This is a genomic window from Catenulispora sp. GAS73, from assembly GCF_041262085.1.
GTDB lineage: Bacteria > Actinomycetota > Actinomycetes > Streptomycetales > Catenulisporaceae > Catenulispora.
In genome coordinates this window covers 120104-132055 of sequence record NZ_JBGCCM010000029.1, presented here as the reverse complement: position 1 = coordinate 132055, position 11952 = coordinate 120104, and the positions used below count along the sequence as shown (strand labels likewise).

8 protein-coding genes are annotated in these 11952 nt (G+C 72.1%); 5 read left to right on the top strand and 3 right to left on the bottom strand.

The features are described from left to right. Positions 1-142 precede the first annotated feature (142 nt). Positions 143-2374 carry an MMPL family transporter gene (locus tag ABH935_RS35975; protein WP_370382429.1) on the top strand — a complete coding sequence of 744 codons (2232 nt, stop codon included), beginning with the start codon at positions 143-145 and terminating at the stop codon, positions 2372-2374. 113 nt (positions 2375-2487) lie between these two features. On the opposite strand, the gene ABH935_RS35970 is transcribed toward ABH935_RS35975, so the two are convergent. Together ABH935_RS35970 and ABH935_RS35965 are read right to left on the bottom strand one after the other, a co-directional pair. Next, positions 2488-3318, bottom strand: a complete 831-nt coding sequence (locus ABH935_RS35970; RefSeq protein WP_370382428.1) for an SGNH/GDSL hydrolase family protein — start codon at positions 3316-3318, stop codon at positions 2488-2490. A 174-nt stretch (positions 3319-3492) separates the two neighbouring features. Next, the gene (locus ABH935_RS35965; protein WP_370382427.1) at positions 3493-5007 is read right to left on the bottom strand and encodes an FAD-binding protein; all 1515 of its coding nucleotides are present in this window, start codon (positions 5005-5007) and stop codon (positions 3493-3495) included. A gap of 121 nt (positions 5008-5128) precedes the next feature. Here ABH935_RS35965 and ABH935_RS35960 point away from each other — a divergent pair, with 121 nt between their 5' ends. Further along, positions 5129-5812: a class I SAM-dependent methyltransferase gene (locus ABH935_RS35960; RefSeq protein WP_370382426.1), complete on the top strand. Its 684-nt coding sequence runs from the start codon at positions 5129-5131 to the stop codon at positions 5810-5812. A gap of 145 nt (positions 5813-5957) precedes the next feature. Continuing rightward, positions 5958-7676, top strand: a complete 1719-nt coding sequence (locus ABH935_RS35955) for a SpoIIE family protein phosphatase (protein WP_370382425.1) — start codon at positions 5958-5960, stop codon at positions 7674-7676. 67 nt (positions 7677-7743) lie between these two features. Here the strand turns inward: ABH935_RS35955 and ABH935_RS35950 are convergent, their stop codons facing one another. Further along, positions 7744-8082: a MarR family winged helix-turn-helix transcriptional regulator gene (locus ABH935_RS35950; RefSeq protein ID WP_370382458.1), complete on the bottom strand. Its 339-nt coding sequence runs from the start codon at positions 8080-8082 to the stop codon at positions 7744-7746. 165 nt (positions 8083-8247) lie between these two features. On the opposite strand from ABH935_RS35950, the gene ABH935_RS35945 reads away from it, so the two are divergent. Further along, positions 8248-8496, top strand: a complete 249-nt coding sequence (locus tag ABH935_RS35945) for a hypothetical protein (protein WP_370382424.1) — start codon at positions 8248-8250, stop codon at positions 8494-8496. Between the two features lie 39 nt (positions 8497-8535). Further along, positions 8536-11739, top strand: a complete 3204-nt coding sequence (locus tag ABH935_RS35940; protein WP_370382423.1) for a molecular chaperone Hsp90 — start codon at positions 8536-8538, stop codon at positions 11737-11739. The last annotated feature ends 213 nt before the right edge of the window (positions 11740-11952 follow it).

Genomic DNA, 11952 nt, shown 5'->3' with positions numbered 1-11952 from the left:
CTACCGCGCGACCCAGATCGAACATCTCTGCGATCTGACGCTGAGCACGAGCCTGACTCAGCCGGACCGAACCAGCCCCGAGAAGCTCCCGGATGGCTCATCCCGGACTGCGCACACCCCGGCCGCACCGGATGCTGCGTGTGTGTCCACCTACCTGTTCCGCGTCGCACGCTGGGCCTTCTTCCGCCGACGGCTGGTGCTGGCGATCTGGCTGATCCTGGTCGTGGGCATGATCGTCGTGGCCGGGGCCAGCGGCGGCAAGACCAACGACGAGTTCACCATCCCGGGTACCGAGTCGCAGCGCGTCACGGACCTGCTGAAGGTGAAGCTGCCCGCGCTCAGCGGCGCGCAGACCACGGTCGTGTTCGCCGTCCCGGGCGATACGCACGTCACGGACGCCGGGCCCAAGGCCGGGATCGAGCAGGCCGTGGCGAACCTAGGGAAGGTCCCGGGGGTCGTGCAGTCGGCGGACCCGTTCCAGGGCGGGCCGATCTCGCAGAACGGCCAGGTGGCGCTGGGGAACCTGCAGTGGAGCGCGCAGCCGCCGGACATCAAGGACTCCACGCTCGACCTGGTGAAGAAGGCCGTGGCCCCGGCACAGGCGGCGGGGGTGCAGGTCGAGTACAACGGCAGCGTGTATCCCGGGTGGCGGGTCGTGCCCTCGGAGCTGCCCGAGCTCGTCGGCCTGATCATCGCCTTCATCATCCTGGTGATCACGTTCGGGTCGCTGGTGGCGGCCGGGCTGCCGATCATGACAGCCGTGATCGGCGTGCTGACCACGGTCATGACGGTCACCGCGCTGGCCGCGGTGATGACCATCGCCTCGACCTCGACGACCGTCGCGATCATGCTGGGGCTGTCCTGCGGCATCGACTACGGGCTGTTCATCATCGCCCGGCACCGGGACGGCCTGCTGCGCGGGATGCCGCCGGACCAGGCGGTCGGGCTGGCCGCCGGGACCGCGGGCGGTTCGGTGGTGTTCGCCGCCGGCACGGTCATCATCGCGCTGTGCGGGCTGGCCGTCGTCGGCATCCCGTTCCTCACGATCATGGGTGTGGCCGCCGCCGGCGCGGTGCTGCTGGCCATGATCATCTCGCTGACGCTGGTCCCGGCGATGCTCGGGTTCGCCGGCGACAAGCTGAAGAACTTCTCGCGCTTCCCGTTCGGCAAGGCGCACTCCGAGCAGATTGCGCGGCAGTCCGTGGAGGACCCGGAGAAGGCACACGGCTGGCGCTGGGCGCGGTTCGTCGTGCACCACCGGATCCCGGTGCTGCTGTGCGGCGTCGCGCTGTTGTTGCTGCTGGCCGCGCCGGCCACGCGGGTGCAGCTCGGCCTGCCCGGTGCGTCGTCGAACCCCAAGGGCGACACCTCGCGCAAGGCCTACGACATCACCACCGCGAACTTCGGGCCCGGGTTCAACGGCCCGCTGCTGGTCGTGGCCGACGGGGTGCAGTCGCAGCAGCAGGTGAACCAGATCGCGGCCGGGCTGGCCAAGCAGCCGGGGGTCGCGGCGTCCACGCCGCTGGCGCTGAACGGGACCACCGCGGTGGTCCGCGTCGTGCCGACCACCGGGCCGAGCGACCCGGCGACCGCCGACCTGGTGCACCACCTGCGGGACAACCGCACGGCGATCGCGGCCGGCAGCGGGGCGAACGTCCTGATCGGCGGCGTCACGGCCTCGAACATCGACGTGTCCTCCAAGCTGTCCTCGGCGCTGCCGGTGTTCCTGATCGTCGTGGTGGGGCTGGCGTTCATCCTGCTGACCTTCGCCTTCCGCACCATCTGGGTGCCGATCAAGTCGATCATCGGCTTCCTGCTGTCGGTCGGCGCGGCGTTCGGCGCGCAGGTCGCGCTGTTCCAGTGGGGCTGGGGCGAGAAGATCTTCAACATCACGAAGTCGGAGACCATCAGCTTCCTGCCGATCATCATGATCGCGATCATCTTCGGACTGTCCAGCGACTACGAGGTCTTCGTCGTCAGCCGCATCAAGGAGGACTTCACGAAGAACGGGAACGCGGTCGAGGCGGTCCGGCGCGGCGCCGGGACGGCCTCGCGGGTGGTGACGGCGGCGGCGCTGATCATGTTCTCGATCTTCGTGGCGTTCATCGTGTCCCCGACGCCGACCATCAAGGCGATCGGCTTCAGCTTCGCGGCCGGCGTGTTCCTGGACGCGTTCGTCGTACGGCTCACGCTGGTGCCGGCGGTGATGGCGCTGGCGAAGTCGGGGTTCTGGTACCACCCGCAGTGGTTCGCGCGGTACGTGCCGGACCCGGACATCGAGGGCGAGCAGCTGCAGGAGCAGCTGGCCCACCATGCCGGCGTCGCGGCGGGGATCGACGCGGGCGAGGCGGGAAGCTCGACGCCTTCGGTCTGAGGGACTACCGCGGGCCGGGCCGGCAGAGGCCTGTGAGGCGGGAGACGGCACGGCCGCGGCGATCGTTGGGATGATCGCCGCGGCCGCCGAGAATCAGACCTCAGTTCGCGGTACTACGGCGCGACGGCGCTGAACGCCGCGTAGTAGCCGCCGCTCTGGCCGGAGGCGGTCGGGTGGTAGGAGTCGCTGACGTCGGTGACGTCCACCGAGTGCAGCCACTCGTTGAAGAAGTCGCACAGCTCGTGGCCGTGGAAATTGCCGCGGACGTCGGCGAAGGTGTCGCCGGCGTTGTGGGCCGCGGTCGAGATCTGGGTGTCGATCAGGTCGGCGGCGCTGTTCAGGGCGCTGCGGTCGGTCCCGGACAGGCCGGGGCAGTACCAGGAGTGGCTCAGGTCGTAGAGCTCGGGGTAGCCCAGGACCACGACGTGCGCGGAGGGCGCGGCCTGCCGGATCGCCGCGAAGGTGGTCGCCAGGCGGCCCGGCAGGATGGTCCTGGCCTGGTTCGTGGCGGTGTTGATGGCGCTCAGGCAGGCGCTGTCGGAGTCCAGCACGCAGGTCTTCATCACCGAGGAGAAGCCGACGTCGTTGCCGCCGATGGTGATGCTGACCAGCGTCGTGCTGCTGCTCAGTGCGGATATCTGGCTGTTGAGCACGTCCTGCGTGGTGGCGCCGGAACAGGCCACGGAGACATAGCTGGCCGGATGCCGGCTGTTCGCCCACAGCTGCGAGTAGGCGTTGGTGCTCCGGTCGCAGCCGCCGCTGGCCGAGATGTAGCTGCCGGCGCCGACGCCCGAGGAGTAGGAGTCGCCGAGGGCGACGTAGTGGTCGGCGGCGGTCGCCGAGGCGTTGGTGGCCAGGAGCGTGACGAGCGCGGTGACCGCGGCCGTCACCGTGAGCAGGCCGCGGCGGATCGACGATCCGCGCGCGTGGTAGCTGGTCAGCACTGAGTGCCTCCACAGGGAGTGGGGATTCGAGATGGCGCACTGATTTCAATAGCACTCCATCAGGGCCCTGTGAAGGATAGTTTCACTCGCCTTGCGGACAACGGAAATGACAGACGAAAGTTGGCGGTACTCCTTGTGACTCGCAGCCGTCCACGACGACTGAAAGGCTGGTGTTCAGTGCGCGGGCGCGAAGATGCCCTGCCCCGGAGCGAGGATCCCGAACGGGTCGAAGCGCTGCTTCGCCGCGCGGAACGTCTCCCACCGTGCGCCGTACTGCTTCCGCCAGTCGGCCGCCGTCATCGGGATCGCGCCGACCGGGTACTGCGTGCCGCCGACGGCCTGAAACTGGAGATACAGGTCGCGGTTGGCCTGCAGCAGCGCCGGGGCCGGGAGCGCGCCGCCGTCGGGCGCCGCCGTCCGCAGCACCGCGAGCAGGAACACCAGGTCGCTGTCCGGGACCGACAGCAGCGGCGTGGTCAGCTTCGCGGCCGGCACCGGGTACAGCAGCACCAGGCCGCTCGCGCCGAGGTCGGCCGGGGTGGTGGCGGCCAGGGTGGCGGCGACCAGGGCGTCGGTCGCGGCGTCGGGCAGGAATCCGTTGAACCACGGGTGCGGGTCGTACCACTCCCCGCTCGCCTTCAGGGCGGCCACGGTCGGCGCCAGGTCGTCGACGAACGCCTGGTACGGCGAGTCCTGGATCTGCGCCGGGCCGACATAGCCGAGGTCGCCGATCAGGGCGTTGTCGTCCGGCGGGGTCGCGTCGTAGAACGCGGAGCCCCCCAGGATGTACAGCCAGCCGCCGCTGCCGTCCGGCAGGATCGTGCCCTCCAACCAGTCGAAGCGGCCGTCGCCGACCGCCACGCGCTGCGCTGCCGTGAGCGCCGCGACCGTCGGGTACACCAGCGAGTAGCTGCGCACCGACGTCGGCGCGGCCACCAGCTCGATCACCGCGCGGGTGATGACGCCGACCTGGCCGAGGCCGGACAGCGCCGCGTGGAACAGGTCGGCCTCGCGGGTCCGGGAGCAGGTCCGGATCTCGCCGGTACCGGTGACGACCTGCAGCTCCAGCACGTTGTCGACCTGCGCTCCGTGCTGCTGCGAGGCGCCGCCGAGGCCGCCGGCGGACAGGGTGCCGCCGATCGAGAGCTCGATGTAGTCCGTGAACACCGGCGGGGTGAGGCCGTGGGCGAGGCTCGCGGCCAGGACCGCGCTCCAGACCGCGCCGGCGCCGACCGTCGCGGTGTTCGCCCGCGTGTCGATCGCGATGGTGTCCAGCGGCCCCAGGTCGATGATCAGGCCGCCCTCGACCTGCGCCTGGCCGTAGGCCTGGTGGCCCTGGCCGCGCGGGGCCACCGGGATGCCGAGCGGGCCGCAGAAGGCGATCATCGCCGCGACGTCGCGGACCGAGCCGGGCAGCAGCGCCGCCCGCGGCGTGCGGTGGACCAGGTGCCCGTAGTCGTCCTCGTAGGGCTTCAGGTCCGCCGGGTCGATCAGGAGGCGGCCGTCCAGGTGCGGCACGTGCCGGAAGTCCGATCCGGCGCCTGCGGTGCCCGCGGCGCCAGGCGTGCCTGCCGGAGCCTCCGCCGCCCAGGCCCGGGACGTGGCGTCGAAGCCGACGGCCAGCGCTCCGATCCCGGTACTCGCGGCGCGGATGAACGAGCGACGGCTGTGCTGCGCGTCATCGCGCATCAGTCCCACCCTTTCCCACGGAAATGAAGACCCCTGATAATACGGAGGCCGGTGGTCATGTGCGACCGGTCCGCCAAGGGTCCGCGTGTCGCGAGTCGAGTGCTGTGAGTCGAGGGGTCACATGGTCATCGGGAAGCCGGGCTCGTCCGGGGGGCCGGATCAGGCGTGGATCGAGCGGGAGCAGGCGCAGGCCCGCGCCTTCGACGCCATCAGCACGCGGTACGACGAGGCCTTCCCGCACAAGGAGGGTCAGCTCGCGGTCGTCTCGACGTTGCTGGAGCGGCTCGCGCCCGGGGCGCGGGTGCTGGACGTGGGCTCGGGCACCGGGCTGCCGACCGCGCGGCAGCTGGCCGACGCCGGGTGCCACGTCACAGGGCTCGACATCTCCCCGCGGATGATCGAGATGGCCCGGAAGAACGTGCCGGAGGCGGAGTTCGTCCTCGGGGATGTGATGGAACTCTCGTCAGAGCCCCGGTTCGAGGCGGTGACCGCGTTCTTCGTCCTGCTCAACCTACCGCGTGAAAAGGTGCGTACCGCATTGGGCCAGATCGGTGACGTCCTCGTCCCGGACGGCTGGTTCGCGCTGGGGATGGTCGAGGGGGACGTGGACGACGTCCCGATCGCGTTCCTGGAGAGCCGGTTCCGGGTGACTGGATATCTGCGCGATGATTTGCGGGCGGTGTTGGCAGAGTCCGGATTCACCATTGAACAAGAGCAGGTACTCTCCTACTCGCCGGAGACGTCTTCGGCCCGGCCGGAGATCCAGATGTTCTTCCTCTGCCGCAAACTGGACTCGCGGTCCTAGACTCCGCACACCAGTAATCGGGCGGAGCGAGAGCAACAGATCAGTGCACGAATCTGAGCACGGGCACAGCAGGGTGCTGACGTACGAAGGGGACCGACGGGGACGGGACGTGGGCCGCGACACCCACGAGCTGGGATGTGGGCCGGTGGATCTGCGCGATCACCTGTCATTTTTGAACGAGGCGACCGAGCGGATCGGAGCCGGCACGGACATGGTCGCGATCGCGGGCCAGTTCGCCGCGGCGCTGGTGCCGCGGCTCGCCGACTTCGCGTCCGTGCACCTGCTGGACGCGCTGTTCGTGGACGGCGCCCCGGCCCCGCCGGCGCCCGGGGCGACGGCGTCGAGCCTGGTGCGCCGGGTGGCGGTGGCGCACGACGAGCCGCCGGAGCGCTGGCTGTCCCTGGTGCCCGAGGGCGCGGTGCAGATCATGCACGACACCAGCCCGTGCCACGAGGCGATGGCCACCGGGGTCCCGGTGTGGCTGGACCGCGTCACCCCGGACCGGGCCGAGGCGATGGCCCTGTCCCACTCCCCCGGTGACCTGTATCCGCTGGTGGCCGACCGCGCCTATCTGGCCGTGCCGCTCGTGGTGCGCGGCCGGGTGCTCGGGTGCGTGGCGCTCACCCGGCGACCGGAGCGGGCCGAGTTCGACCAGGTCGACGTGCTCACCGTCGGGCAGCTGGCGGCGCAGGCAGCGCTGGGCGTGGACAACGCCCGGCTGTTCCGCGGCCAGGTCGCCACGGCGGCGGAGTTCCGGCGCGGGGTGCTGCCGACCACCCCGCCGACGCCGGCCGGCATCGAGGTCGCGCACCGGTACCTGCCGGCCAATCCGGCGGTCGAGGTCGGCGGCGACTGGTTCGACACCATCGCGCTGCCCGGCAGCCGGGTGGCGATAGTGATCGGCGACGTGATGGGGCACGGCGTGCGCTCGGCGGCGGTCATGGGGCATCTGCGGATCGCGGTGCAGACGCTGGCCGCGCTGGACCTGCCGCCCGGACAGCTGCTGCGCCAGCTCGACAGCCTGGCCCTGCAACTCGGCGACGACCATCTGGCGACCTGCCTGTACGCGGTCTACGACCCGATCGCCTCCTGCTGCGTCATCGCCAACGCCGGGCACCTGGCGCCGATGCTGGTGCGGGCCGACGGCACGGTGGAGCGGGTCGAGGTGCCCAGCGGCGCGCCGATCGGCGTCGGCGGCGTGGCGTTCGACACCGCCGAGATCCCGATCCGCGACGGCGACGTCCTGGTGCTCTACACCGACGGCCTGGTCGAGGCCCGGGGCGACGACATCGAGGACCGGATCGCGGCCCTCGGCGAGTGCCTGGAGCTGGCCGCCCGGCCGTCGGCCGATCCCGAGACGCTGTGCGACACCCTGCTGACGATGCTCGACCGGGACAAGCACGAGGACGACGTCGCGCTGCTGGCGGCGCGCCTGAAGGGGATCCCGGCGGAGAACATAGCCAACTGGCTGTTGTCGCCGCTGCCGCCGACGGTGCCGAAGGCCCGCCGGCTGGTGCGGCAGGCGATGGCCGAGTGGGACCTGCCCGACGGCGTCCGGGAGACCACCGAACTGCTCGCCACCGAGCTGGTGACGAACGCCGTCCGCTACGCGCACGGCCCGATCGAGCTGCGGCTGCTGCGGACGCGCACGCTGCTGTGCGAGGTACGGGATGACGACCACTTCCTGCCGATCCTGCTGGAGGCCGGAGACCTCGACGAGGGCGGGCGCGGGCTGTTCCTGGTCAGCCAGCTGGCGTTGCGGTGGGGCGTGAGTCGGACGGCGAACGGCAAAGTCGTGTGGTTCGAGATGCCGTTGGAAACGCTAGACCACGGTCTTCCCAGAGAGAGCACGATCGAGGACTGAGACCGGGAACAGGGTGCCGGCGACGCCGATCAGGCAGGCGGCCCCGGCGGCGATGACGGGGAGCGCGTCAGAGCAGCTCCGCGAGACGCTCGATCAGCGGGGCGGCGACGGAGAGGATCTCGACTTCCGCGTCGGTGAACGACTCCTCCAGGATCGCGGTGACCTTGTCGGACACGGCGTTGCGCCCCGAGTGCGCGGCGGCCAGGCCTTCCGGGGTCAGGCTCAGGATCGACTGGCGCGCGTCGCTGGCGTCCGCGCTGCGCGCGACCAGGGCGAGCTTCTCCAGGCTGGAGACCGTCGCGCCCATCGCCTGCGGCGTGATCTGCTCGCGCCGGGCCAGGCCGGTGGTGGTCATCGGACCGAGCCGGTCGAGCCGGGACAGCGCGGTGAGCTGCGGGTTGCTCAGCTCCCCCTGCGCGGCGGCCCCCTGCGCGCGGCGCTTGAAGGCCCCGATGGCGATGCGGAGGCGGTTGGCCGTGTCGCGGGGTTACAAGTCTGGCCTTCATATCTTCGCCACCCGAACGGTGCCCCCGGGGTGCCGCCACGTGCGAACCGGCGGATAGTGCCGACTGTGAGCCGCTACACGTACGAACTCGCCCGTGATCGGGAGCTCGACACGGACAGCACCGAAGACCAGTTCTGGCACGTCGTGCGCATCGACGACGCCGACGACCCGCCGCATCTGCACACGTTGTGCAACCGCATGCTGGTGGAGCCGGTGACGCGGTGGCGGGACTACTCCGTCGAGCGGATGGTCGACATCATCTGCCACCAGTGCTTGACCGGGTACGTCGCGGAGGCGGGGAGCCAGGCGGCGTGACGCCTGCGGGGTGTCCTCGCTGGGACCTAGAATCCGCGCGTGAACGATCCCTTTGAGACAGCAGCGATCCGGGCCCGGGTGCTGGAGGCGTGGGTGGCCTCGCCCGTGCGCTTCCGCGAGGACGCCAACCTGGAAGAGGACCTGGTCCTCGGCGGGTACCGGGACCGCGTCGTCGTGGAGTTGGCGCAGAACGCGGCCGACGCCGCTCTGCGGGCCGGCGTGCCCGGCCGGCTGCGGTTGACGCTGGCCGGGCAGACGCTGACCGCGGCCAACGTCGGGGCGCCGCTGGACGCGGACGGGGTGACCGGGCTTTCCACGCTGCGGGCCTCGGGCAAGGTCGGGGATGCGGGGGCTGTGGCTGACGGTTCTTCGGCTGAGGGTTCTGCGGCTGAGGGTTCTGCGGCGGCAGCGGCTGCGGCGACCGCGGCGGCTTCCCCGGTCGGGCGCTTCGGCGTCGGCTTCGCCGCGGTGCTCGCGGTCTGCGACGCGCCGTCGATGCTGTCCCGCGACGGCAGCGTCCGATTCTCGGCCGCCGACGCGCGCCGGGAAGTGGAGCGTGCCGCCGAGAAGAGCGCGGGGCTCCAGGCCGAACTGGCGCGGCGCGGCGGCCGGACTCCGGTGTTGCGGCTGCCGTTCCCGATCGACGAGCAGCCGCCGCAGGGCTTTGACACCGCCGTCGTGCTCCCCCTGCGCGACGACGCGGCCCGCAAGCTGGTCGCGAACCTGTTGGCCGGCCTCGATGACGCGCTGCTGCTGGCGTTGCCGTCGCTGTCGGAGATCGTTGTGGACATCGACGGGGACGTGCGCCGGCTGACCGCGGCCCGCGACGCGGACGGCGTGTGTACCGTCGCCGACGGCTCGAAGGAGTCGCGGTGGCGGACCGTCACGGCCAGCGGGCGGATAACGCCGGAGCTGCTGGCGGACCGGCCGACCGAGGAGCGTGCGCGGCCGAGCTGGGCGCTGATGTGGGCGGTGCCGTGCGACGCCGCCGAGGAGCCGCGCCGGCCGGCGACGCTTCCGGTGTTCCACGGCCCGACGCCGACGGACGAGCCGTTGGGGCTGCCGGCGCTGTTGATCGCGACGCTGCCGCTGGATCCGACGCGGCGGCGGCTGGCGCCGGGGGCGTTGACGGAGTTCTTGTTGGACCGGGCCGCGGACGCCTATGCGGCGCTGGTGCGGGACTGGCCGGCGAAGACGCCGGGGCTGCTGCGGCTCGTTCCGGGGCCGATCGCGGACGGCCCGGTCGATGCCGAGCTGCGGCGGCGGATCGTCACGCTGCTGGGGCAGACGGCCTTCCTGCCGGCGGCGGCTGTTCCGGAAGCGGACCCTGAGATCGGCGACGCTGTAGCTGTCGATGGCGGCCCCGAGCTTCTCGTCCCGCGCGACGCCGTGTTCCTCAGCCCGAACTCCGAGGCTCTGGTCGCAGCGCTCGAAGACGTGATCCCGGGGCTGCTGCCGGCCGGGTACGAGCGGGACCAGGCGGCGCTTTCGACGCTCGGCGTGCGCGGCATCGGGCTCGGGGACGTGGTCGAGGCCGTCTCCGGGCTCGACCGGCGGCCGGAGTGGTGGGCCGCGTTGTACACGGCGCTGGACGCGGTCTCCGGCGACGATCCGCTGGCGTTCGACGCGTTGTCGGCGCTGCCGGTCCCGCTGGCCGACGGCCGTACGGTGCGCGGGCCGCGGGGCACGCTGCGTCCGGCCACGGGGCTGGACGACGCCACGCTCGCCGCGCTCACTCCGCTCGGGCTGCGGGTCATCCACCCGCACGCGCTCGGCGACGGTGCGCGGCTGCTGGAGCGGCTGGGCGCGCAGCCTGCCGAGCCCCGGGTGATGCTGGCCGATCCGGCGGTGCAGGAGGCGGTGGAGGGCGCGTACGACCCGGTACCGCTCGGCGACGACGCGTCGTCCGATCCGGTGTCCGTGGCCGAGGCGGTGCTGGCACTGGTGCGGGCCGCCGATCCGCGTCCCGGCGAGCGGTTCGGCCTGGGCCGGCTGCTGCTGCCCGAGGCCGACGGCAGCCTGACCCCGGCCGGGGAGCTGCTGGTACCCGACTCGGCGCTGGCGGGGATCGTCGACCCCGAGCTGTACGGGTTCGTGGACGGCGAGTGGGTCGCGCGCTGGGGCTCGACCGTCCTGCACGCGGCCGGCGTGCCCGACGGGTTCCCGGTGCTGCGGGACACCGACGTGCTGCTCGACCCCGACACGCTCGACGACGAGCTGGCGGAGTTGGAGGGGTTCGAAGACTGGGCCGAGCACGTGGAGTCGGTGTGTCCGCCGGACTCCGCGCCGGTGGTGCTCGCCGAGCTGGCGGCCGTCACCGGGCTGGAGACGGTGCGGCCGGAGGCGTGGCCGCGGGCGCTGGAGCTGCTGGCGCGCACGCCGGCACTGCGTCAGGCGGTGCTCCGGCCGGCGCGGCTGTCCCTGGCCGACGGCGGCAAGCTGACGGTGCCCTCGCCGACCGCGTGGTGGCTGGGCCGCATGCCGGTGCTGGCGGACAAGTGCCCGGCCGATCTGGTCGCCGGCGACGACACCGCCCTGGCCGGACTCTACGATCCGCTGGACCCCGCCGACGCCGGCGCCCTCGCCAACGACCCGGAGTTCCTGACGGCACTGGGCGTCAAGACCACGGCGCTGGAACTCCTGGCCGCCGCCGGCGGTCCGGACGAACTGCTGGACCGCCTCGCCGACCCGGACCGGACGGTGACCAGGAGCCAGCTCACGGACCTGTACTGCACGCTGGCCGAGATCCCCACCGACCGGGTGTCCCCGCCGGACCACCTGCGTGCCACGCTGGACGGCGAGCTGGTGGTCGCCGACGCGGACGACGTGGTGGTCGTGGACGCCCCGGACCTGCTGCCACTGCTGGCCGGACGGCCCTACCTCCCGATCCCCCTCCGCCACGCCACCGCCCTGGCCGACCTCCTGGACCTGGACCTGGCCTCGGAGGCGATAGACGCAGGAGTCGACGAACCCGGCGAGACCCGCGACGTCCCCGACGCGGTCAGAGCCCTGCTCCCCGACGCACCGAGCACATACGTCGAGCACGACGACCTGATCCTCGCCGACGGCACAGAGGTCGACTGGCGCGTCGCCGACGGCGTGGTGCACACCTCCACCTTCGACGGCCTGGCCCGCGGCCTGGCCTGGGCCGCCGGCCGCTGGGACCAGCGGCACCTGGTGTCGGCGATGCTCGCCGAGCCGGAGCGGACGGCGGACCTGCTGGTGGAGGTGGACTTCGAGTAGGGCGCCGGTCGGCGGCGGGGCTGCGGCGGGCTCGGGAGCCGCAGCCTTGGATGGCAGGAGCCTTACACGCTCGCAGGCGGCGCAGCTCAGCTCACGCACGCCAGCGCGCCCCGCACGCCGCGTGGCTCACGCAATCCCGCATGCCCGTGTGCCTCGCATCGCCGCGGTCGGCAGCCCGCAGTCGCACAGCCCGGCAGCCACGAAAGGCGGGCG